The organism is Aquimarina acroporae (assembly GCF_023195925.1).
In the GTDB taxonomy this organism is placed as follows: domain Bacteria; phylum Bacteroidota; class Bacteroidia; order Flavobacteriales; family Flavobacteriaceae; genus Aquimarina; species Aquimarina acroporae.
Genome location: NZ_JALPRE010000001.1, coordinates 276,957 through 299,250 on the forward strand (window position 1 = coordinate 276,957; position 22,294 = coordinate 299,250).

At 33.6% G+C, this 22,294-nt stretch carries 23 protein-coding genes; 14 read left to right on the plus strand and 9 right to left on the minus strand.

The annotated features are described in order from the left end of the window. Positions 1–10: 10 nt before the first annotated feature. Genes M0D21_RS01340 through M0D21_RS01350 form a run of 3 tightly spaced genes read left to right on the plus strand, consistent with a single transcriptional unit; the run spans position 11 to position 1,871 of the window. Complete coding sequence (locus M0D21_RS01340) at positions 11–553, plus strand: YceI family protein (protein ID WP_248325761.1); 543 nt, start codon at positions 11–13, stop codon at positions 551–553. 1 nt (position 554) lies between these two features. After that, on the plus strand, positions 555–1,469 hold the full coding sequence (locus M0D21_RS01345; RefSeq protein ID WP_248325763.1) for a DUF5777 family beta-barrel protein: 915 nt from the start codon (positions 555–557) through the stop codon (positions 1,467–1,469). A 9-nt stretch (positions 1,470–1,478) separates the two neighbouring features. Next, positions 1,479–1,871 carry a thioesterase family protein gene (locus tag M0D21_RS01350; protein ID WP_248325765.1) on the plus strand — a complete coding sequence of 131 codons (393 nt, stop codon included), beginning with the start codon at positions 1,479–1,481 and terminating at the stop codon, positions 1,869–1,871. An 816-nt stretch (positions 1,872–2,687) separates the two neighbouring features. Here the strand turns inward: M0D21_RS01350 and M0D21_RS01355 are convergent. Then, on the minus strand, positions 2,688–3,434 hold the full coding sequence (locus tag M0D21_RS01355; RefSeq protein WP_248325767.1) for a toll/interleukin-1 receptor domain-containing protein: 747 nt from the start codon (positions 3,432–3,434) through the stop codon (positions 2,688–2,690). Between the two features lie 175 nt (positions 3,435–3,609). Between M0D21_RS01355 and M0D21_RS01360 the strand changes: the two genes are divergently transcribed. After that, on the plus strand, positions 3,610–4,044 hold the full coding sequence (locus M0D21_RS01360) for a DUF4231 domain-containing protein (RefSeq protein ID WP_248325769.1): 435 nt from the start codon (positions 3,610–3,612) through the stop codon (positions 4,042–4,044). Between the two features lie 2 nt (positions 4,045–4,046). Here M0D21_RS01360 and M0D21_RS01365 read toward each other — a convergent pair whose 3' ends face one another. From M0D21_RS01365 to M0D21_RS01375, 3 genes are all read right to left on the minus strand, one after another. Further along, the gene (locus tag M0D21_RS01365) at positions 4,047–4,865 is read right to left on the minus strand and encodes a hypothetical protein (RefSeq protein ID WP_248325771.1); all 819 of its coding nucleotides are present in this window, start codon (positions 4,863–4,865) and stop codon (positions 4,047–4,049) included. A gap of 2 nt (positions 4,866–4,867) precedes the next feature. After that, on the minus strand, positions 4,868–5,110 hold the full coding sequence (locus tag M0D21_RS01370) for a hypothetical protein (protein ID WP_248325773.1): 243 nt from the start codon (positions 5,108–5,110) through the stop codon (positions 4,868–4,870). Between the two features lie 151 nt (positions 5,111–5,261). Continuing rightward, entirely contained in the window at positions 5,262–5,615 is a 354-nt protein-coding gene (locus M0D21_RS01375; RefSeq protein ID WP_248325774.1) for a hypothetical protein, read from the minus strand. A gap of 131 nt (positions 5,616–5,746) precedes the next feature. Here M0D21_RS01375 and M0D21_RS01380 point away from each other — a divergent pair, with 131 nt between their 5' ends. The 6 genes from M0D21_RS01380 (at position 5,747) to M0D21_RS01405 (ending at position 10,405) form a co-directional block, all read left to right on the plus strand. Continuing rightward, positions 5,747–5,929 (plus strand): hypothetical protein, encoded by a 183-nt coding sequence (locus M0D21_RS01380; RefSeq protein ID WP_248325776.1) that lies wholly within the window; start codon positions 5,747–5,749, stop codon positions 5,927–5,929. 204 nt (positions 5,930–6,133) lie between these two features. After that, positions 6,134–7,246: a hypothetical protein gene (locus tag M0D21_RS01385; protein ID WP_248325777.1), complete on the plus strand. Its 1,113-nt coding sequence runs from the start codon at positions 6,134–6,136 to the stop codon at positions 7,244–7,246. Positions 7,247–7,316: 70 nt separating this feature from the next. Next, the gene (locus tag M0D21_RS01390) at positions 7,317–8,339 is read left to right on the plus strand and encodes a hypothetical protein (protein WP_248325779.1); all 1,023 of its coding nucleotides are present in this window, start codon (positions 7,317–7,319) and stop codon (positions 8,337–8,339) included. Positions 8,340–8,381: 42 nt separating this feature from the next. Further along, a complete protein-coding gene (locus M0D21_RS01395; RefSeq protein ID WP_248325781.1) occupies positions 8,382–8,945 on the plus strand; it encodes a Crp/Fnr family transcriptional regulator in 564 nt (187 codons plus the stop codon). 97 nt (positions 8,946–9,042) lie between these two features. Continuing rightward, the gene (locus tag M0D21_RS01400; protein WP_248325783.1) at positions 9,043–9,525 is read left to right on the plus strand and encodes a hypothetical protein; all 483 of its coding nucleotides are present in this window, start codon (positions 9,043–9,045) and stop codon (positions 9,523–9,525) included. A gap of 1 nt (position 9,526) precedes the next feature. Continuing rightward, positions 9,527–10,405: a sterol desaturase family protein gene (locus M0D21_RS01405; RefSeq protein WP_248325784.1), complete on the plus strand. Its 879-nt coding sequence runs from the start codon at positions 9,527–9,529 to the stop codon at positions 10,403–10,405. 65 nt (positions 10,406–10,470) lie between these two features. Here M0D21_RS01405 and M0D21_RS01410 read toward each other — a convergent pair whose 3' ends face one another. After that, the gene (locus M0D21_RS01410; RefSeq protein ID WP_248325786.1) at positions 10,471–13,704 is read right to left on the minus strand and encodes a M14 family zinc carboxypeptidase; all 3,234 of its coding nucleotides are present in this window, start codon (positions 13,702–13,704) and stop codon (positions 10,471–10,473) included. Positions 13,705–14,021: 317 nt separating this feature from the next. Between M0D21_RS01410 and M0D21_RS01415 the strand changes: the two genes are divergently transcribed. Next, positions 14,022–14,903 (plus strand): hypothetical protein, encoded by an 882-nt coding sequence (locus M0D21_RS01415; protein ID WP_248325788.1) that lies wholly within the window; start codon positions 14,022–14,024, stop codon positions 14,901–14,903. Positions 14,904–14,992: 89 nt separating this feature from the next. Here the strand turns inward: M0D21_RS01415 and M0D21_RS01420 are convergent, their stop codons facing one another. Further along, complete coding sequence (locus tag M0D21_RS01420) at positions 14,993–15,853, minus strand: CPBP family intramembrane glutamic endopeptidase (protein WP_248325790.1); 861 nt, start codon at positions 15,851–15,853, stop codon at positions 14,993–14,995. A 215-nt stretch (positions 15,854–16,068) separates the two neighbouring features. Between M0D21_RS01420 and M0D21_RS01425 the strand changes: the two genes are divergently transcribed. Beyond that, the gene (locus M0D21_RS01425; RefSeq protein ID WP_248325792.1) at positions 16,069–17,109 is read left to right on the plus strand and encodes a sensor histidine kinase; all 1,041 of its coding nucleotides are present in this window, start codon (positions 16,069–16,071) and stop codon (positions 17,107–17,109) included. Further along, on the plus strand, positions 17,109–17,837 hold the full coding sequence (locus M0D21_RS01430) for a LytR/AlgR family response regulator transcription factor (RefSeq protein ID WP_248325794.1): 729 nt from the start codon (positions 17,109–17,111) through the stop codon (positions 17,835–17,837). The genes M0D21_RS01425 and M0D21_RS01430 overlap by 1 nt, the downstream gene beginning before the upstream one ends. Here the strand turns inward: M0D21_RS01430 and M0D21_RS01435 are convergent, their stop codons facing one another. The 3 genes from M0D21_RS01435 to M0D21_RS01445 all read right to left on the minus strand — a co-directional run bounded on the left by M0D21_RS01435 (position 17,838) and on the right by M0D21_RS01445 (position 20,509). Beyond that, entirely contained in the window at positions 17,838–18,602 is a 765-nt protein-coding gene (locus tag M0D21_RS01435) for an SDR family NAD(P)-dependent oxidoreductase (protein ID WP_248325796.1), read from the minus strand. 114 nt (positions 18,603–18,716) lie between these two features. Then, entirely contained in the window at positions 18,717–20,042 is a 1,326-nt protein-coding gene (locus tag M0D21_RS01440) for a S41 family peptidase (RefSeq protein ID WP_248325798.1), read from the minus strand. A gap of 23 nt (positions 20,043–20,065) precedes the next feature. Then, positions 20,066–20,509: a MarR family winged helix-turn-helix transcriptional regulator gene (locus M0D21_RS01445; protein WP_248325800.1), complete on the minus strand. Its 444-nt coding sequence runs from the start codon at positions 20,507–20,509 to the stop codon at positions 20,066–20,068. 254 nt (positions 20,510–20,763) lie between these two features. Here M0D21_RS01445 and M0D21_RS01450 point away from each other — a divergent pair, with 254 nt between their 5' ends. Next, a complete protein-coding gene (locus tag M0D21_RS01450) occupies positions 20,764–22,287 on the plus strand; it encodes an aldehyde dehydrogenase family protein (protein ID WP_248325802.1) in 1,524 nt (507 codons plus the stop codon). The last annotated feature ends 7 nt before the right edge of the window (positions 22,288–22,294 follow it).

The following is a 22,294-nucleotide window of genomic DNA, read 5'->3' on the forward strand; positions in this document are numbered from 1 at the left end:
AATAACTAAAATGAAACCAATAATAACAATCATACTATGTCTTCTATTTTCAAGCATGAGCTATGCCCAAGAAAAGTATCTCACTAAAAACGGGCATACATCTTTCTTTTCTAGCTCTCCAATTGAAGATATCGAGGCCGACAACAACCAAGTACTTAGCATCATCGATACCAAAACCGGTAAAATCGCAATTTCAATTTTAATGAAATCTTTCATGTTTGAAAAAGCGCTGATGCAGGAACATTTTAATGAAAACTATGTAGAATCTGATAAATATCCTAAAGCCACTTTTAAAGGCGAGATTTTAGATTTTGTTACGCTCGAAAACACTTCAGAAGTAATCATAAAAGGAAATTTAACCATTCATGGTGTTACCAAAAGTTTAGAAACTAAAGCTAAAATTAAAAAGACAGAAGATCACATTTTTTTGGAAGGTAGTTTTCCTGTTAAAGTGGCTGATTTCAATATTGAAATCCCTTCCGTTGTGGTAAACAACATCGCCAAAACCATTAAAGTATCCTTCAATTTTGATCATAAACCGTATACCAAATAATATGAAAAAGTTTATCATCTTACTTACCATTCTAAGTATAGGTAACGTTGTTACAGCACAGGACCTATTTGAAATACTCGACGAAGAAACTCCACAAACAAAAGAATATGCTACGGCAACCTTTAAAGGTACTCGAATACTTAATGGCCATTCTATTGAAAACAGAAAAAAAGGAATTTTAGAATTTGTAATATCTCATCGCTTTGGCAGAGTTAATCTAGGGGCAGATGAATTGTTTGGTCTCGATCAATCAAATATTCGTTTTGCTTTTGAGTATGGTTTAACAGATAACCTTATGATAGGAGTTGGAAGAAGTAGTTTTGAAAAAGCTTATGATGCTTTTTTTAAATACAAACTTTTAAAACAAGGAATCGGTAAAAAATCATTCCCCATCTCTGTATCCTTATTCGGAAGCACCGTTTACAGAAGTGTAGACGATTTTGAGCCTGGAAATGAACCTAGTGAAAGTGATCGACTGTTCTACACCACACAACTTCTGCTGGCCAGAAAATTCAGTCCAGGGTTTTCATTACAAATAATGCCAAGTTACATACACCGAAACTCAGTGGCTATCGAAGAGGACCCGCATGATATTTTTGCTTTAGGAATTGGAGGTAGAATCAAATTAACCAAGAGAATATCGGTAAATGGGGAATATCATTACACGTTAAACCCTTTGGAATCAATTAATACCACAAATTCGCTTGCGTTTGGAATCGATATTGAAACTGGAGGTCATGTATTTCAAATCATTCTATCAAATTCTATCACCATGATTGAAAAAAGTTTCATTACAGAATCTACCGATGATTTTTTTGAGGGAGATGTGCATCTAGGGTTCAATATTTCAAGAGCTTTCCAATTCGGACAAAAAAAGAAAAGGAAACAACAAAAAATAAAAGAGTCACACCTATAAACGTATATCATGTTCAGAAAAAAATACAAAGTAAAAGGGAACGATGTAGACGATTTTATGGTAATGCGCACTAGCGCCTATCAAACCTATATATACAGCATTTTGGATAGTTTTCTATTTGAAAAAGGATACACCAAAAAGAAACTAGGCCATCTAAAAATAGGTCTGCAACAATGCAAAGAAGAGTTCACCTATCAAAAACAACTCATGTTTACTCAAGATTTTTTTCTGAACATTGAATTCTTAAATGTTGAAGAAGACATCCCTAAAACCAATATCAAAAGTCGTTTTTTCAACTCTAATAATGAACTATGCGCAATCTCAAATACCGAGCTGTATTGGTTTGATTACACTTCAAAAAAAATAATTGCACCACCTAAAGGCATTTTTGGGGGATTTTAAAAGTAAGGGTTTGTTTGCCCCATTGCCTGTACGAATACATTCATAATGATGTCTAATATTCGTACTGAACCAAAAAGCCTCGAAAATATCGAGGCTTTTTATAATTATAAACGTTATCTTACCAATTCATATCTTGTTTCCGATCATTCAAAACTTTTTTTAACATTTATTTAAGAATTAAATAAGGAATAAAAACAAAAAGTCTGCGGTTTTACCTTTTGCTTAACTCTTCATAAAATTGTAATTTTGCATCAAACAAATTAAAGGAGTATGATAGATTCAAATGTTCTAATTGATTTGTTCAAAATTCTTCAAAAGGCCTAATAAATAAGCCTTTTTAAGGCTTGGACTTTCACTAGTATATGTATTAGAGACTAAAAATCTCAGCAGGCTAACCACCAAAAAATCGTAGTGACATTGTTTTTACAATTCAATAGCCACTTTTGGGATCGATCTATTTATTTAATTAAAAAACAATTTATGGTATATTTTTTGATGTAAATTAATATGTTAATTTTTAAATTTAAAACTTTTAAATCATGTTCAAACCAAATACAAATTTACGATTTAGTGCCTTGTTCAGGCCACTGGCAGTGAATGGATCTTTGATTGAACTTACCCCTGCTGTTGTCTGTTTCAAGAACAAAGACAACAGATCTGTAGACTGGAACACCATCAGTTTAACAGATCATGGAACGGAAAGTTTGATGACCATTGGTAGCCAATTGAATTCGTTTTTGAAAGGTTTGCTTTATAGCGTCTCGCTCAGGACGTAAAACAGGAGTATTAAGGCGAGCCGATCAAGCATATAAAACTTTAATCTTTAAAAGAATATTCTGCTACAAGCCGAGTTCCGGACTCATTAAGTCTGTAGTAGTTCACTAGCTCGACCTTAGTTTTATCTACGAAATTCATGGCTTCCAATTCATGAATTACACTTACCACATCTTTGCGTTTTTCGATTTTTGATAATTGATGTACTTCTTTTATCGACAACCCTTTTGTTGATAAATTTTCAAAAAAGATACGCATCACTATTACCCTAACAAATGATGTTTTTATAGAAGTTATAGCATCTTGATTAACAGATGATCTCTCTTGTTCACTATTATGAGCAGATAAAACTTTTTTTATCTCTTTTGTTACTTTAACAAAAAGTGCATCTCTCTGACCTTGATCCATGATCACCAAAGGCTCGGTGGGAGGATTAACTGTTTGAAATTTTGAAATTGCATCAATGTCTGAAAACATACAATGGCTAACGATTATAGGAAATATAAAAGCTCCTTCATCCCTAGCAGCCGTAAGCAGTGCTGGCAATTCTTCATTATTTATGAATTCTGAAGAAATAAAATTAGGGCTAACCATGAGTATCGCTATTTTGGTGGTGCTAATTGCCTTGTTAATTTCGTCCCTCCAGTCTGCTCCTACTTCAATTTTTGAATCTTCCCAAATAGTAAACTCGTATTCTCTTTCCAAATAGCTAAGATGCGTTCTTAAATAATCTAACCATTTTACATCTTTTTTACTATAACTAATAAAAACACCTTGTCTTTTACTCATACCAATTTTTTAGTATACTATATATTTTTAAGAATGAAACACGGAATAACAAATACTATGAATAGCTAGGCCTATTAAATTTACTTAGATTTATTTCAAAAATAAAACAATTACACAAAGAGTTATACATTTAGATTTGAAATCGTAATATATTTGTTTAACCAACACATACTACATGAACGAAGAACAATATCTTAAGGAAAGAATCGAATACCAGATGACCTGGTATAATAGAAAAAGTAAAATAAATAAGAGCCTACACCTTTGGACCAAAAGCCTAGTCATCGTTTTTTCTGCACTAATTCCTTTTGCCGCAGGTTTTGTAGAAGCCAATAAAAATTTATGGTACTTAAATTATGTTATAGGTGTACTTGGTATGCTTGTAGCAATTTTAACGGGAGTATCAAGTTTGCTAAAATATCAAGAAAAATGGGTCAAGTATAGAACGACCTCTGAAGCGTTACGTCATGAAAAATTCCTATATCTTACTGGTTCTGGAGCTTATAAAGATAAAAAAGATCCTTTTCACATATTAGTAACAAGAGTAGAGAATATCATTACTATGGAAAACACCATGTGGAGCGATATTATGAATACCGATGAAGAATAATACTATCTAGCTAGTGTTATTCCAAAACTTATTGCATGATTCTCTCTAAACAAGGGCTCTTCTTGACCGTTAAAATACATAGCATTTATTCCAATATTCGGGGTAATGTAAAAATCTAACCTGCTATTAAAATATATATAACTATCATCCTCATTAATGATATCATTATCTGCATACACATAATTAAATTTTAAAGAGCTGGTCCAATTTACTCTCCTAAATTTCCTTTCCTTTGGTGATAATGCATTCCAAAAATTAAGTTTTAAAAATACGGGAACTGTAAGTCGCCCATATGAATCGGTTTCTATATCTACCTGGTTTCGCACACCATTTGCATTTGAAATTCCCGTAAAAACATTCATCAACATAGATTCTGTGAGAAATTCATATTTGAGATACGTATTGATCGTAAAATAATGAAGATTATTTTTAAATGTTTTATCCGCATTCATTTCGGGTGAACCTTCAATATATAAAGAAAAGATACCTAACGGGGTTTTCTCAAAATCATACACCAAACCAATGGGTACTCCTAAAAAGATATTATTTGGCGAACTTGCTACACTGCTTCCTATATTAATATCTACAGTTGGTTTGATATAATACCCCCAACCTTTTTCTCCTAAAACTTCATTAACAAAATAATACCCTCCTGCTCTTTCGCTTTGCCCCGGAATTCTATTCAAATCTAATGTTAAGCTCACCGTAGTTGAATCATTGGACACAAAAGTTTTACCATATCCTATTGAGAAAAGTCTTTGCTGCGCAAAACAAGAACTAGTGATAATAAAAAACACAACTCCTAATAAAATCTTTTTCATAATTATTCTGTATAAGAATCAACTTTAGCTATTATATCGGCTATAGTTCTAAGTCTTGAAAACAAAACATTGGTAAGCTCTGTAGTATTTACTCTAGGGAATTTACGTTTCAACTCTCTGGCTAAACGATCTGCCATAAAAGAAGAAATGAACTTATCTATTGGGTCTGTTAACTCAATTTCATCGAACGTAAATCTACTGTTTTGCGCAATAACCTCTTTTACTCCTTTCTCAGTGGTCATCATATTTTCTATTTAGTTAAGCTAAATTAAGTAATTGTTCCAAGCCAAAAATACAGTAAACTCCAGATAATACTGAAGAGACAATAAAAAAGGAAAACAACAAAACGCCATTTTCCTTTTATGCAGGTAAGTTCAGGGTATTGATATAATATTTTTAATCTCCGGCAAGTAGAACAAAAGAACTACCTATTGGAGAGACTGTATAATCTTTTACATTTTTAAAATCTTTGATATGCCTATCTGCTTCTTGAAAAGCTGTTTCTAAAGCACTTAAATCTGATGTTTTATCGACTACGATAGTTTTAGAAATTTTAGTTCCATTCGTATACTCTATAGTGATCTTCCATTTCTTAATAGAATGCAGATTTTTATTCCTATAAGAATCCTCATTACCATTTTTTTTACGCTCAGCTTTATTCTTTTTTTCTGAAGAAGTTGGTTCCGTATTTAGCGGGGTTGCATTCCCTAAAGTAACACATAAAAAAGCCGTTGCGAGTAAGAGTTTCATAGTATAGATGATTTGAATTAGTATGTCACGAATATACAAACATTATTTTAATATACAAATATTTTTTTAATAAAATTTTATTTGATTAATCAAATTTTGTTTGTATGTTTGTTTTTATGACAAATCGAAAGTTGAAAAAGCTCCTCAAGAAAAGTAAAGGAGCAAAAACGGTATACGGTATATCTAAGGTTCTTGGTGTGAGTCCTCAGGCTGGTGATTATGTAGTAAAGCGTAAAGATTTGGCAAAAGACTTTGCCAGAATTAAAAAGATCGCCGACTACATGGAAGTCGACATAAGAGAAATTATAGATTAATACTTACCCATATATGCCTATCTGACGTTATTGCAACACTCTTTGCAATAAGGTTAATGATTATATTCTATTTTTAACGGCAAATACTTTTTAAGAGATTTTTAATACACCCGTAAGATCGATTTTGATATTTCTTTAACTATGGTGCTGTATGTTTTTACCTACATTTAGAAACATTTGATCAATCTCTATAAATTCTACATTATGAAATCTTTAATTGCGTTCATTATTTTTTTGATCCTCTCCTTCTCTTCTATTATTGCTAACTCTGATGCTGCTTTAAAAGTAGATTTTGTGACCGGTAATCCTGAAATTACTTCTATAAATGCTATGACTTTTGGTCCAGAAAGCATATTGTTTATAGGAGACAGTAAATCTGCACAAATAGTTGCCGTAGATTTAAGTGCTCACACTAAAGTTGATAATTCAAAAGTGAAAATAGACCAGCTAGACAAAACCATTGCAGACATGCTGGGAACACAAATAGACCAAATACAAATAACCGATATGGTGGTCAATCAAGAAAACAACAACATCTATATCTCTGTTACTCATAGTTCTGGGACTCCAATACTTTTTAGAGTAGAAAACAATGCTCTTAAACAAATTTCGCTAGATGATGTTTCTTTCAGTAAAATTAGTTTGGTAGACCCTATTTCAAAAGAAAGCAAAGATCGCCGAGGTCGAGAGTTAAGAAAATGGGCAGTGGCTGATATAAAATATACTAAAGGAAAAATATTACTTTCGGGCTTGAGCAATAAAGAATTTGCATCTACCTTCAGAACTATCGATTTTCCCTTTACCGATAAACAGGAATATGGTTCTTTAGAAATATACCATGCAGCCCATGGCAAGTTTGAGACACATGCTCCTATTAAAACATTCTTACCAACTACGATGGGCGATACGTCCTATATTGTTGCTGCCTACACATGTACACCGCTAGTAGTATTTCCTTTAGACGAGGTGAAATCTGGTAAACATCATAAAGGTAGAACTGTGGCAGAACTTGGAAGTGGAAACTCACCTTTAGATATCGTTGAAGTAAAAAGTGATGATACCCGATACTTACTAATAGCCAACAATAACCGCCCTTTAATGCGATTAGACTTTAAAGATCTTGAAGCTTATAAAGGATCACTTACAAATCCAGTTACAATCAAGGGAGCCGCAGAAGGAGTAAATTATGTAAATATGCCTTTTGTGAATGTACAACAGTTAGATGCATATGGAGCCAATGGGTATGTTTTAATACAGAGAGAATCCTCTGGAAACCTAGCTTTAAAACAAGGTAGAAACTGGTGGATACAGAAATAACCGGCCTCCCGTTTTAGTATTTAGCCATCTTACGATAAAATACATGAAGTTTTTTGTTAACTTTTTTCTTTTGCAGATTTGCATATGTATAGGATATGCTCAAGAAGTAAGTGATTTTATCACAAATAAGAACTTTATTGCGATAAAATCACGAGATGCTACAAAAAGTATAAGAGTTTATAAAGACTACTTATCTAAAGAGCAGTTATCCCAAGCTATTCCTATTATTGGTAAAACAAAAATAACCGATAAAGAAACAAGGTTCACCCCTATAGTACCATTTAATTGGAATCAAGCGTATACAGTAATTTATAACTCAACAATTGAACATTTTACAATTGAGCTCCCTTCTGATTATAAACATCTTAAGGTAATCTCTGTTTACCCTTCTTCGAAACTAGTCCCTGCCAATATTTTAAAGTGGTATGTTAGATTTTCTAAACCCGTAAATGAAGCTTCAATTTACGATCACCTTCATTTCATCACTAAAAAAGGAGATACATTATCTAACGCTACATTATTTTTGAAAAATCCATTGATCAGTGAACAGGGTAAACTTTTAACCATTTGGGTAGAACCAGGTCGGCAAAAACGCGCATTGAAACCAAACCAAAAATTAGGTCCTGTATTTGTACCCGAAAAAGAATATACTCTAGCGATATCTAAAACCATAAAAGACGGATCTGGTATTACTATGAATAAAAGCTTTCAGAATATTTTTATGATCTCCGAAGCTGATAGAACAAAACCAAATATCAAAAAGTGGAAGTTACTACCCCCGAAAAAGAATACGAGATTTCATCTGGAAATTCAAACTAATGAAATCTTAGATTACGGAAGTGCAACGCACAGTTTCAGTATCTTAAATAATCGTAATTCAAGAATTGAAGGGCAATGGGAACTCAAAAACCAAGATAGCTCATTGGTATTCTCTCCTAATCAATCTTGGGAATCAGGAACATATAAAATTATCATCAATCCACAACTTGAAGATACCGCAGGTAATAATCTGGAACGATTGTTTGATCAAGACATAAAAAAGAACAACCAATCACCTCAATCTACCTTTCAAATACATTTTACCGTTAATTAAAATCGAATTCCATCTCAATAATTATTTTGATATTTTTATAAAATGAATCCGTTTATAAAATATATCAAACAATATGTTACTATCTCAGAAATAACTGAAAAAGAGATCCTTAGCATATTATTGAAAGAGAACGTATCTAAAGGGCATGTTTTTCTAGAAGAAGGTAGTATATGCAATCGGATATATTTTATAATTGAAGGGACCCTCAGAACATATTTTTATCAAAATGGTAAGGATATCACTTATTGGATTTACCCTGAAAACATGATGGTTACTTCGTGGCATAGCTATATTCTTAGAAAACCTTCTTTAGAATATATCGAAGCTACTGAAAACGCTACAGTTTTATCTATAAATTATATCGAATGGCAGGAACTGTATGAAAAACATCCTCAATTAGAACGGTTTGGAAGATTGATGATTGAAGAACAAATGGCTCTATTGGATGATTTTTATAAAGGATATTATTTATTATCTGCCAAAGAAAAATATGAACTGCTAGTACGAAGTTTTCCTAGTATCACACAACGAACCAATCTTGGGCATATTGCTTCTATGCTGGGGATATCACAAGAAACACTGAGTAGAATTAGAAAAAAGCTATAATCAATTTATACTTCAATCTTTTTTAATGTGCTTCTATTTTTTGACTTAAGTCAAAATTTATGTCAAATTTGGAGAATACTTTTGTAAAAAAATAAATATGAAATCATCTACTTTATTATTCAGAAGTATCGCAATACTCATAGTAATTGCAGGTGTAGCCCATTTGGTATCATTTACTTCTACCAATACAGATGTCCCAAAAGGAACAACCTACAAAGCGAACAATGTACCCATAGACAATTCTGAAACCGATTATATTATTGGTAAATGGAGTGTATCACACCAATCAAAAGAATTTACAGGGAATATTATTTATGAATTTAAAAAAGAAGGCCAAGTTTTTAGCGCATATATTTACGAATATGTAGATGAAAATGGAAATAATCAAAAAGGTGAAGGCACAAAGATATTAACCATTGATAAATTTGACGGTTATAAAGGAACCGGAAAATATACCGTTACCTATCAGGAACAAAAGTATGAGATAAAATGTACAATTGATATGATAGATGAAAACTCCTTTACTATGAGCTATGATTATTATGGCTATAGTGATGTTGAAACATGGAAAAAGCTTTAATATGATAGAGTTCTTATCAAAACAATTAAATTGGATAGACGTAGAATATTGGTTCTATATATTTAACGATTTAAGTTTGCTATACCTCATTTTACCTTTTTTTATACTGGAACTAATTCGTTATGCTTACTTAAAACGATTAAATAGGGATTTAATTTTAGATTCCATAGCCAACATAATCACTTTTGGTGCTTTTTTAATCACTGAAGTATTTCTGGGAATACTGGCAATTACCAAAGTCTATTTTTGGATTTACAACAACTTTAGTTTACCTCATCTGGAACTGAATTGGACAACTATTTTTTGTGCTATTCTACTAGCTGATTTTGCATACTACTGGGAACATCGCTTAATGCACAGAATAGGATTAGGATGGGCTACTCATACAGTACACCATAGTTCTCCGCATTTTAATATGTCTGTGGCTTATCGATTTGGCCCGTTAGACGCTATTTTACCAATAGTTTTTTCCTTACCTATTGTAATGCTAGGGTTTGATCCTATACTAGTATTATTATCGGAAGTCTTTGTTCAGGTTTTTCAAACCCTATTACATACCGAAATTATTGGAAAACTTACCAAACCTGTTGAGTACATATTCAATACCCCGTCTCACCATCGAGTGCATCATGGATCAAACAAACAATATTGGGATAAGAACTATGGTGGAATACTAATTATTTGGGACAGGTTACTCGGAACTTTTGAACCGGAAGAAGAAAAAGTGATTTACGGAATTTCTGAGCCTCTAAACTCTACAAACCCTATCAAGGTTTTCTTTCATGGTATTTCAAGACTTTACTCTAAACTTAAAAAAACTCAAGGAGCCAAAAACAAAATATTAATATTAATAAAACCTCCCGATTGGGAGCCAAAATAATTTTTTCATTAAAAAATCCCGAACTTTTACATTCGGGATTTTTCTTAGATTATGTTGTGATCAAATTACCTCTTTACAAATTTTTGAGACCACTTCTTATCGTCGTGATATAGCTCAAGAAGATATAGCCCATTGGATAAATTAGAAACATCTATATTATCAGTTACTATTTTACCTTTCATTACTATTTGCCCCGAATAGTTTAAGATTTTATAATCTTGTATTTCCTTTTGTAACCCTTTTATAAACAGTTTCCCTTCTTTTAAAGGATTAGGGTATATTCGTAATGCTTCAGAAATATTTGCATCAACAACATCTTGTTCCTTTGCCGATACTACTCCACCAATATTTATGGTATAATCCTCCACTTCACCATAGGTAAAAGTTTCACATGGGCTCGGTGCAGCGTTGTATTTCATAGACACTCGCATTCTAGTATTACCCGACAAAGCCGATGAAGGAACAGTAAAATTATAGGATTGATTTGCACTACTAGTGGTAGACTCGCTGACTATTTGTTCAGAAGATTCAAACGTGCCATTCTTGTTGTAGTCTATCCACACCCCCCAAAACTCTGTATAAGAAGTACTGGCAAAACCAACACTTAAGGTAATTGTATTTGCTCCATATGGAATATCTGCAACCAAACTGGTAAAATCAGCATATCCCCCATTTGCACTGGTAGCATTATTTATGCCTGTAAGACCTACAAAATCAATATATTCAAAATTAACATTATTTCCTTGCGAACTACAGTAGGTAATATCTCCTTCTGCGGTGGTTACACTTACCACATTACTCGATGGAGATTCGTTTCCTGCAGCATCTTTGGCGCGTACCGAAAAACTATAGGATGTATTTGGGTTTAGACCAGACACTACGTATACTAAACTGGAAACTGTTGTTAGCAAAGACGAGTCTTGATAAATTTCATAACCAGTTACTCCTATATTATCTGCAGAAGCCTCCCAAGATAAGGTTACCCCTACAGATGTTATGTTGGACGAAACAACGTTGGTAGGCGCCGTTGGAGCTTCGGTATCAGGAGTAGATGAGAAAATAGTAATGTTATCTATCGCCATATCACTTCTCCAGCTAGAGCCGGTAATTCCTTTAAACTGTAACTTGATTACACCACCTGCATATGCCGAAAGGTCTAAAGAGGCTTGATTCCACACATCTCCTAAATCTCCATTTTGAGACCATATCGAAGTATAATTTGCACCATCATCAGTGCTAATTAATAACTCCATACTACCCATAGTGGCTCCATACATATGGTATCCGAATTCTAAACTAGCACCAGACAACGCCGATAAATCAATACAAGGACTATCTAATATTGCAGTTTTACTAGGACTTCCATTTGCACTTCTAGATGCCTCTGTAAACAAATAAAATGCCCCCTGCTGACCCGTAGACGGACCAGTAGTTTGCGATGGAGTACCTCCAGAATCACGGGTCCATTCTATATCATCACCTGAAGCATTAGTCCAACTACCAAAACCAGATTCAAAGCTTTCAGTATACGGAAAACTATTAATACCTGCACAAGCAGGAATATCTGTAGTTGTGAAATTGACAGAGTCACTATAAGAAGAACTTGCTCCTCCAGCACATTTGCTTCTTACCTGAGCTTCATAACTAGTATTGGCACTCAACCCTGTAATCGTAAATGTATTTGTTCCTATTGGTGCTACGATCCAATTGGCGTTTCCTATTTCTCGATAACGAATATCATAGGTAGCTCCTGAACTATCATTCCAATTTAAAGTTACCGTTGAAGCCTGCACATTTGAAGCCGAAAGCCCCGTAGGCGTTATTCCTCCAATTGGAGTTAGTTGAACATCTTGTACTACTGTCGCATAATCGGCAATGGTAATACCAGTGATCGTTAGAGACTCATAACATTCTGCTTCAAATTCCAAACTATAGGTACCTGCTTTTATAGGTCTATAGTAATCTCCTTCTGGCAATTCTGTGGGAACCCAAGTCTCAAAATTTTCCTTACCCACTACGGTAACTTTTGCTGCAATTGGTTCATTGGTAACGGCATCTGTAACCACCCCGCGTATTCCATAATTTACTTGTTTTAAGAAGGCTATAAGGGCATCGACATTATAATTCCAAAAATTAACCAACTGACTTGCTGGAGGAGTTTTATCATTAGATAATTCTACCGTTACCTCTCTACCTTTTTTAAAATAGATTTGGTAATCTTGTCTACCTCCCTGCACCTCATACCAAGCATACCCATTCGTGATCCCATTATTCAGTGCATCAAAATACCCTGCAGGACTATTGGCCTGACAAAAATCCCGATATTCTTCAGAAATATGGATAAAGTAATCTTCATCAGGATGTGCTCCTGCAAAGGTATCCCAGGGATAGTTTATTAGTTCTATTCCTCCGTGAAAATTGGCAGATAACACAAAATGCTTAGTATCTGCAAAATTCATAAAAGCAAGGGTTTCGGTTTGATATGCATTCCCATCTGGATTTGCACCATCATCAGGATCGGGATAATTCCTATTTAAATCTACGTTATTCGCATTTCCTCTTGTGGCATTAGCAATAGATGTATTATTAGGACTGTTTCTATACGTTCCGTCAGGGTTTGCCAGTGGGTTAATCCATACCTCACTATTGTCCAAAAGGTTTTTGATTTCTGCATGCCTCGGGTGACTAGTATCCTGATAAGCCGTTAACAAAAGATCTATGAGATTAAGCATCATAGGATACCCTGCGATTTCATCACCATGCATTGTAGATGTGTACATCACCCTTGGTTCCTGCTCATTACTGTTAACATTGTCAGACAGTTTTACAAACAATATATCCTTATCTCCTTCTGTAGTAGCACCAATATTTTCTAGTTTACATAACGTTGGATTATTGGTTGCGAAGTCATTCATCATACTTACATAGTCATCATATGTGGGATATGCAGTAAGAGGAAACGTAGCGGCTTTAACTGCCAAGTCTGAAGTCATTGTTCGCTCTCCGGTAATATTATCTTCTGGATACACCCGAAAAGGAATCTGTTTGTTCAAAAAGTTGGAAAACTGGGTGGCATTAGCCATTGCCTTTACTGTTCGAGTAGCTTCATCGTAGTGAACAATAGATATTTCTTTGGTTACTGAAGACAGCTCTGATTTACTAATTACTACAAAGTCAAAAATTACCTCACCTTTTAGGTTAAGGTATGCATTGGCTAGTTCTTTGTCGTTTTGTTGTGCGAGAATGGGAACGCTCATGGTGCATAACACCAAAAGCATCATAATTGTACTTCTTTTCATGGTTTTAAGAGTAAATTAAAATTGAGTTAATAAATAAGATTAATTGTGTAAATATTTAGTTATTCTAAAGGTACACGGAATTAAGCGGAATTAAAAATAACCCTTAACATTATTGATTATGAATACTATACCAATTCTATAGTTTTCAATTGTTCTGAAGGTTTAAATAAAATTAAAATTACAAAGGTGTTATCCATCAAAAATACCTATCTTAGAAACTGCTTTATCCCACATAGTATATACTGAAGCGCAAAAATTCACAATTTCATTTAAGCAATAGATCTTGTATAGATTAATCAACTTAAAAAACATCTCTTATGGCTTATACCGATCAATTTCTAAACGCAATTCAAAAACATCTTTTATTTCACAAAATCATAGAACCTGGAGATGATATTACTAATCGCAACTTGAAAAATAATATCATTGATTTTCAAGACAAGGCAGGTATTTATACTGACGGGATTATTGGGCCAGAAACGCTATGGGAGATTCAATTTCCATATGTAATGAGTACCGAAAAAATGAATTGGGTACGATGCGAAGCAGATAAAATTAATGGCATTGAAGGATTTGATAATTTCATCTTGAGAGAAGATGCTGCGCGACAGTACAATTTATTAAAACAGGAAATACGAGATCGTGGAGGTAAAATAACAAGTAGTGGCGGGAAAAGATCTTTGACCGCAGGAGTGAATAACCATAGATCGGCAAAATCTATGCACTATGCCGGACTCGCATTAGATTTATCTATAAACTCAGGATTTTTTTCTCCCAAAACAGATCCCTTTGTAATGGTTAAAAACAAAGGAACCAATCCCAAGAGCTATTGGCAGGTATATTGTCGTGCGCAAGGAGGAGAACTTATCGAAATTGAAGCGACATATTGGGATAGCTGGGGATCTGGAAAAGATAAAAAGATTAAAATCAAAGATCGATTTATAGATTTTACCGCAACCGCAGAGAAATATGGTTTTCATCCTATTTCACCTCGAAGAGGATATCTTAGATCTACCAACAAACAATATTTAAGTTCAGAATGGTGGCATTTTCAAGCTAATCCTTTGTTGATTCCTGAGTTTTCGCAATTTGGAATAGAACTTCTTAAAATTGAAGACTACTCTCCTGAATTCATAAGAATGCAAAATCGAAGTATTTGGGGTAATCGTAAATCAATTTTTAGAAAAAACTGGTGGTAATTTTTGATCATTAAAACATTGTTTATAAATAAAATCCCACTATTATGGTATTAGCATAATAGTGGGATTTCTTATTGGTAAATAACTAATTAAACTCTTTTTTGGAAATTTTTGTTTCGTATTGATCCTCTATAGAAGATTACAAATAATATTATTAAAGTAAATACCGAAAGAATTGAATCTTCAATGCCCATTGCTGTGCCGGTTAATAATACATCTCCTTTCAGCTCTGCATTGAATACCACTCCAAATCGATCGACACCTGTTATATTACTTCCAAAAATAGGTTGTGCAAGATTCCATCCTAAGTGAAATGAAAAAGGTAACCATAGCCTTTTGGTATAGGTATACATAATTCCTGTAACCAAACCAAAAATTACTCCAGTTATAGACCCTAAAACTGACCCATTAGGATTCATTAAATGTGGAAGCTCAAACAGTACAGCCGAGACTAGTAATGCCACAATTGTTCCTTGCCAATTCTCCATGATTCTATATAGTACACCCCTAAACATTATTTCTTCGAGCATTGCTGCTCCTATAAGAAATCCTAGTGGTGCTAAGAATAATTGAAGTCCTTCAAAACTTGTTATTTTATAAAATCCAAAAAGGTATAATATTAAAAATTCAAGTGCTATAACTACAAGACCTAGGCCAAACCCTCCCAATAATTCTTTTATGGCCGGCTTAAATGATAACTCTGTAATTGTTCTTTTTTCATAATATTTAAATAGATAATAATATGTGGCTGTCATTACGAGTGTACCTAGTAAGGTAACAATAACCATGACCATAGTATCTGAAGATATTATAGACGAGAATAAGGGTTTCGTAATGAACTGCTTAACCAAAAAAGTAGATAAAATACAGGTGAAAATTCCGATAATAATTTTTACGATAGGAAAGTGTAATATGCGTACCGCTAAATTGTTTTTGTTTTGATATTCCATAGTGATAAAGTTTTGATACCCCAAAAGAACTACTCCCATCACTATGGTGCTATTTATTTTAATGAACAGCCTGAAAGTCAGCACAACAAATGTATACATCAAGATATACTCTGTTCATTGAAGCATATCTATAGTTCATTGATAAAAACATTATGTTCATTAAATTGAGAAAGAATGTTCCTTTGCTTTTACTATTTTAGCCTTAACCTATGCAAATGAAGAAAAAAGCTATCAATACAACCTTTAAGAAAAAAATTCAGCTTCATCTCTCTGTTTTATTGAGTCTTGTTCTATTGGTATCCTGTATTCAAGTAATAACAACTTCAGAAGAGTATACCTATACTTCATTTATATTTTTCTTTTTACAAGCTGCTACCGGAATACTTCTATTTATCTCTCCTCCAGTCTATCTTAATATCTATTGGTTAATTCCCAAATTTTTAGTAACTAAAAAGTATGCGCTATACTTTGTTGGTATATCATTACTTATTGTAATTTGGGGATATTTTATAGGATATTTTGAACCCTGGACAGATCACTACTGGTTTAATCAGCCTTATGAGGGAGTTAGTATGGAAAAGGGATTTCTTCCTATGATTTTTATTATAGCCATATCTACCTTTTTGCATTTATCCTACCGGTGGTTTATACAACAAACCAAAATCAAAGAAATTGAAAATGAACGCCTTACTTATGAGTTATCGTTATTGAAAAATCAAATAAAACCCCATTTTTTCTTCAACACATTAAATAATCTATACGCTCTCGCCCTCGAAAATTCTGAAAAAACACCCGAAGTTATTCTAAAGCTTTCAGAAATGATGCGTTATACGATTTATGAATGTAAAGAACCCAAAGTATCTATTAGTAAAGAGATCACATATATCGAAAACTATATTGCCCTTCAAAAAATAAGATATCTGGAACAAGGAAACATAACTTTTACCAAAGAAATACAAAATAGTTCTGTTCAAATTTCGCCAATGATTTTAATCGTATTTATCGAAAATGCTTTTAAACATGGCTTTGAACATATGGAACACAATGGTTTTATAACAATTGATTTAATATCTTCTGAAGACCAACTGTCATTTAAGGTGACAAACAATTATGATCCTTATGAAAGAAAAAAAGGTAACGGTCTGGGGCTAGAAAACGTAAAAAGACGCTTAACTTTACTCTATCCCAACCAACATACATTGGATATTCATGATTACGATGCTGTATATACCGCTGATTTAAAACTAAATCTATAATGAATTGTATTATCATTGATGATGAGCCTTTGGCTCATAAGGTAATTAAGAAGTACTGTGACTCTCTTACTTTTTTAAGAATTGTTGATTCTTTTCACTCTGCAATTGAGGCTATTGGTTATCTCAATGAAAATGATATTGATCTTATTTTTCTTGATATTAATATGCCTAAACTTAAAGGATTAGATTTTTTAAGAACACTACAGCATCCTCCCATGGTTATTATCACCTCTGCATATCAAGAATATGCCTTAGAGAGTTATGAATTAGATGTGATTGATTATTTGCTGAAACCTTTTAGTTTTGAGCGCTTTATTAAATCGATAAACAAAGCTCAAACCCAACAAAAATTACGTGCCGAATCTCAAGAAAGTACATCGTACAAAACCCCTCCTACGAATATTGTGAGAAATGATTCTACTAAAGAAAGTATTTTCATTAAGGGAGATAAAAAAACTCATCAGGTAAATTTTGACGATATTTTGTTTTTAGAAAGCTATGGGAGTTACATCAAAATTCATGTAAATGATGAAGTTATCATCACCCTAGATAGGTTAAAAAATTATGAAAACCTACTTCCAAAAAGTCAATTTGTTAGAATTCATAAATCCTATATTGTTCCTATAAAAAAGATACAAACCATAGAAGGAAACCGAATAAAAGTATCTGGAAAAGAATTACCTATTGGAACGGTGTACAAACATAACCTCGATAGTATCCTAAAATAATTATCGAATATGACTCCCGGCATTTATATCAATAGTCGCTCCTGTCGCATGATCCATAAGGCCACTGCACATTAAACCAACCAAAGATGTAAGATCTTCTGGTTTGGTAAGCTCGTTCAGCGCTATTTCATCTAATACCTTTTGTGCTCCATACGTATTAATAAAGCTCTCTGCCATTTGTGTACGTGTAAACCCAGGAGAAAGAATGAAAGAAACGATATTATGTTTTCCAAATGAACGAGCAACACTTCTTGCAAGGGAAACTAAACCTCCTTTGGAGGCAGCATAGGCAAGGTATTCTTCAGTTTCCCCTCTAAAAACTGCACGACTACCTATATAAATAAATTTACCTTTTCCTTTTTTCATAAAATGATCTATTCCCAATTTGGTCAATAATCCTACAGAATGAAGATTAATATCGATTGTTTTTTTCCAAACAGCAAACCACTCTTTGGATTCTGTATCTGTAGAATGAGGAATAAATACACCTGCATTAAGAATTATAGTATCTACATGACCAAAAGCTTCTTCTACTTCTGCAAAAAGCGAAAACACCTCTTCTTCATTTGAAAGATTTGCCTGAAAAGGTCGAGATTCTGAGTCTTTATATTTAGTGAGTAACGACGCTACTGCCTTTTGATCAGAATTATAATGCAAGGCGACCTTGGCTCCCATTCTCATTAAGAATTCTGCAATAGCATTTCCTATTCCTTTTGACGCTCCGGTAACTAATATTACTTTTTGACTGAGATCAATGTTTATCATGAGATATATTTGCTATAAATATACTAATGAAATAGCAATTTTGTCATAAAACAAAAGCCAGATTTAATGATAAATCTAGCTTTTGAAGTTCAATAGGAGGTACACTTAAACAAATTACTTTTTTTCCTGAAAAGCTTTTAAGTTGTTTTGAAATAATTCTAATTGTTCATCTTTGTTTTCTGTAGCAGTTTTTACTGCCCTTTGATAATTAATTAAAGCCAAATCTTTTTGATTATTTGTAGCGAGTGCTTCGGCATAACTATCATAAACATTTGCCGATTTAGGAAATAGTGTTGTATTTGCATTGAATATAGCTAATGCAGCCTCTTTTTGGCCTCTTTGCAAATAAGAATACCCTAAACCATTTATCTCAGGCTCGTCTAGGATCCCAGAGGTAACTAAATATTCCAATTGTTTGATAATTTCTGTATTATCATTCTTTAATTCATTGATTGCATTTTCCAAAGGCTTAAAAAGAACATCATTATACTTTGCCGCTTCTAATTTGGCTAGTTCTTTGGCCTTCGCTAAAGCATCACTTGCTTTAATTTTAATATCTGGGGTAACTCCCGTTCCTTCCCAATTGGTCTTTGTTACTGTATTTACCGTTCTGGCAAAGGGAATACTAATTCCAAAATCTGTTCCATCTATACTATGATATCTGGTAGGATGTGCTCCCCCTCCGGTTACTTCTCCTATAACAACAGCCCTTTTTCTACTTTGCATGGTATACGAAAAGTCTTCAGCTCCCGAAAAAGTTTTTTTACTGGTCAATATATATACCGGAACCTTAGGACGTTTGGGTCCTATGGTTTTTACTACCCACATTTCTTCAGAATGATTATCTGCTCTTGAATGAATGGTATTCAGTAACAATTTTTCTTCAAAAAAATAACTCGATAAATAGTTTACCGTTATTGGGCTTCCTCCTCCATTTCTTCTCATATCTATAATGATAGCATCAGCAACTTGCATTTCATTCATGACCAAGTCTATTTTAGAAGTATGAATGGGAGTACCGCCAAAATAGGCCAGATCTATATACCCAATATTCCCTTCCATAAGTGTAAAACCTCGTAACATAGGAGCATTATATCTACTAAAATTATCTTTAAAAGTACTTTCTTTCTTACTAGACTTACTAGTTTGCTTGTTCCATCTAAATCGAAGATGTTTATCTTTTGTAATACTTCTCATTTCTTGAGTAAGGAACTCTGCAAAATCACCAGGCGATTTTCCTTCAAAACTCCCTTCTTTCATTAGTTTATCAAGATGTGTATTTGTTTCTTTTGCTTTATCCAAAAAGATATAGTTTGTCTCCAGTAGTTTTTGAACCTTTTCTACTGTTTGATTATATGGTGACTGTCCGTAACTGATTGATTGATGTAAAAGCGCTATTAAAAGTGAAATCAATTTTGCAAGCGCAAGGATTCTTTGCATAATACTATTGTTTTAAGTTAATACTATTGATTCGTTGTACAATTGATGATAATTTTATCTAAAACTTTTTCTACCTGCTCAATTTCATCGATAGATATTCCGGCTAAAGCCTTTTTTCGATTCTCCAAAATAACAGGAGGCAACTTTTCTAAAACTGTTTTCCCCTTATCTGTTATTTCTATATTGTATCGTCTTCTATCCTCTTCATTGGTAGATCTTACCAGATATTCTTTCTTCACCATAAGATCTATCATTCGAGTCATAGAGGCATTATCTTTAAACACCAATGCAGCAATTTCTTTTTGTGAAAGCTCAGGATAATGTTTCAGAAACAACAATATTAACCCTTGGTCTACGGTAATATCTTGTACTTTCTCTGATATCTTTTTTTGAGCATACTTTCTATATTCTTTTATCGCTCTTTCTACTTTATAAAAAACTACCTGCGTAGGAATTTCAATACTCATGGATATTTATTTGATACAAATATATTTGATATATCAATTAAAAACATTACTGATAAGATTATTTTAACATTTATATTCCTAAACCCTTATGTATATGCTATAAGGCAACCTAAAAAACACATAATATTAACATCTGTTCTAAGAGCAATCTCTTTAAAAAACCTTATATTTAAGGTAGATCCTTTCTTGTCGATATTTTACCATTTAGACAAAACACACAATTCATTTTTTACTTAACTTTTAATTCCAAAACTATGAGTATTTCTCAGGCTTCTCCCAAAAGTAGCATTCAAAAACCCAACTTTAAATCCCAATATGAAAACTATATTGGAGGAAAATGGACAACCCCTGTTAAAGGACAATATTTTGACAACATTTCTCCTGTAGATGGAAACAGTTTTACCAAAGTAGCGCGATCAACTTCTGAAGACATTGAGTTAGCAATAGATGCTGCGTGGAATGCAGCTCCAGAATGGAATAATGCTTCAGCAACTTTCAGAAGCAACTGCCTACTAAAAATTGCAGATAAAATAGAAGAAAACTTAGAAGATCTAGCAAGAGCTGAAACCTGGGATAATGGTAAGGCGGTACGTGAAACTCTTGCTGCAGACTTACCTCTGGCGGTAGATCACTTTAGATACTTTGCTGGTGTAATTCGTGCCGAAGAAGGTTCTGTAAGCGAGTTGGATGCAGAAACCGTGTCCTTAAATCTTCAGGAACCCCTAGGTGTTGTTGGACAAATTATACCCTGGAACTTTCCTTTATTGATGGCCACCTGGAAAATTGCTCCAGCTCTTGCGGCAGGAAATTGTATCGTTCTTAAACCAGCAGAACAAACACCAGTTGGTATTATGATTCTAATGGAACTAATCGAAGGTATTTTACCCGATGGTGTTCTTAATGTAGTAAACGGTTTTGGTCCCGAGGCAGGAAAACCTTTGGCCTCTAGCCCAAGAATAAATAAAGTTGCTTTTACTGGTGAAACTACTACAGGACAACTTATCATGCAATATGCGTCTAAAAACATTACTCCTGTAACCCTTGAACTGGGAGGTAAATCTCCAAATATTTTCTTTGAAAGCATTATGGATGCAGATGATGATTTCTTTGATAAAGCTATAGAAGGAGCCGTAATGTTTGCTTTGAACCAAGGTGAAGTATGCACATGCCCCTCTAGAATTCTAATTCAAGAAAATATTTATGATCAGTTTATTCAACGAGTTATTGAAAGAACTGAAGCGATAAAACTGGGGCATCCTCTGGACCCACAAACCATGATGGGTGCTCAAGCATCTAATGATCAATTTGAGAAGATACTCAACTATATCAATATTGGTAAGGATGAAGGTTGCGAAGTGTTAACTGGTGGTGAAGAAGGTTATATTGAAGGACTTGAAAAAGGGTTTTATATCAAGCCTACTTTACTGAAAGGCAACAATAAAATGCGAGTGTTCCAAGAAGAAATTTTTGGTCCGGTAGCTTGCGTAACTACTTTTAAAAATGAAGCTGAAGCTATAGAAATTGCCAACGATACTCTTTATGGTTTAGGTGCAGGTGTATGGACACGTGATATGCATCAGGCGTACCAAATATCTAGAGCAGTTCAGGCCGGAAGAGTTTGGGTAAACTGTTATCACAACTACCCTGCTCATGCTCCATTTGGAGGGTATAAAAAATCCGGTATCGGACGAGAAAACCATAAAATGATGCTTAATCATTATCGCCAAACTAAAAATATGTTGATCTCATACGATAAAAAGGCATTAGGCTTCTTCTAAAAACAGA

Excerpts from the sequence above, each read along its gene's own strand:
- M0D21_RS01340 (WP_248325761.1), top strand. The coding sequence starts at position 11 with ATGAAACCAATAATAACAATCATACTATGTCTTCTATTTTCAAGCATG.
- M0D21_RS01345 (WP_248325763.1), top strand. The coding sequence starts at position 555 with ATGAAAAAGTTTATCATCTTACTTACCATTCTAAGTATAGGTAACGTT.
- M0D21_RS01350 (WP_248325765.1), top strand. The coding sequence starts at position 1,479 with ATGTTCAGAAAAAAATACAAAGTAAAAGGGAACGATGTAGACGATTTT.
- M0D21_RS01355 (WP_248325767.1), bottom strand. The coding sequence starts at position 3,434 with ATGAGTAAAAGACAAGGTGTTTTTATTAGTTATAGTAAAAAAGATGTA.
- M0D21_RS01360 (WP_248325769.1), top strand. The coding sequence starts at position 3,610 with ATGAACGAAGAACAATATCTTAAGGAAAGAATCGAATACCAGATGACC.
- M0D21_RS01365 (WP_248325771.1), bottom strand. The coding sequence starts at position 4,865 with ATGAAAAAGATTTTATTAGGAGTTGTGTTTTTTATTATCACTAGTTCT.
- M0D21_RS01370 (WP_248325773.1), bottom strand. The coding sequence starts at position 5,110 with ATGATGACCACTGAGAAAGGAGTAAAAGAGGTTATTGCGCAAAACAGT.
- M0D21_RS01375 (WP_248325774.1), bottom strand. The coding sequence starts at position 5,615 with ATGAAACTCTTACTCGCAACGGCTTTTTTATGTGTTACTTTAGGGAAT.
- M0D21_RS01385 (WP_248325777.1), top strand. The coding sequence starts at position 6,134 with ATGAAATCTTTAATTGCGTTCATTATTTTTTTGATCCTCTCCTTCTCT.
- M0D21_RS01395 (WP_248325781.1), top strand. The coding sequence starts at position 8,382 with ATGAATCCGTTTATAAAATATATCAAACAATATGTTACTATCTCAGAA.
- M0D21_RS01400 (WP_248325783.1), top strand. The coding sequence starts at position 9,043 with ATGAAATCATCTACTTTATTATTCAGAAGTATCGCAATACTCATAGTA.
- M0D21_RS01405 (WP_248325784.1), top strand. The coding sequence starts at position 9,527 with ATGATAGAGTTCTTATCAAAACAATTAAATTGGATAGACGTAGAATAT.
- M0D21_RS01410 (WP_248325786.1), bottom strand. The coding sequence starts at position 13,704 with ATGAAAAGAAGTACAATTATGATGCTTTTGGTGTTATGCACCATGAGC.
- M0D21_RS01415 (WP_248325788.1), top strand. The coding sequence starts at position 14,022 with ATGGCTTATACCGATCAATTTCTAAACGCAATTCAAAAACATCTTTTA.
- M0D21_RS01420 (WP_248325790.1), bottom strand. The coding sequence starts at position 15,853 with ATGGAATATCAAAACAAAAACAATTTAGCGGTACGCATATTACACTTT.
- M0D21_RS01425 (WP_248325792.1), top strand. The coding sequence starts at position 16,069 with ATGAAGAAAAAAGCTATCAATACAACCTTTAAGAAAAAAATTCAGCTT.
- M0D21_RS01430 (WP_248325794.1), top strand. The coding sequence starts at position 17,109 with ATGAATTGTATTATCATTGATGATGAGCCTTTGGCTCATAAGGTAATT.
- M0D21_RS01435 (WP_248325796.1), bottom strand. The coding sequence starts at position 18,602 with ATGATAAACATTGATCTCAGTCAAAAAGTAATATTAGTTACCGGAGCG.
- M0D21_RS01440 (WP_248325798.1), bottom strand. The coding sequence starts at position 20,042 with ATGCAAAGAATCCTTGCGCTTGCAAAATTGATTTCACTTTTAATAGCG.
- M0D21_RS01445 (WP_248325800.1), bottom strand. The coding sequence starts at position 20,509 with ATGAGTATTGAAATTCCTACGCAGGTAGTTTTTTATAAAGTAGAAAGA.
- M0D21_RS01450 (WP_248325802.1), top strand. The coding sequence starts at position 20,764 with ATGAGTATTTCTCAGGCTTCTCCCAAAAGTAGCATTCAAAAACCCAAC.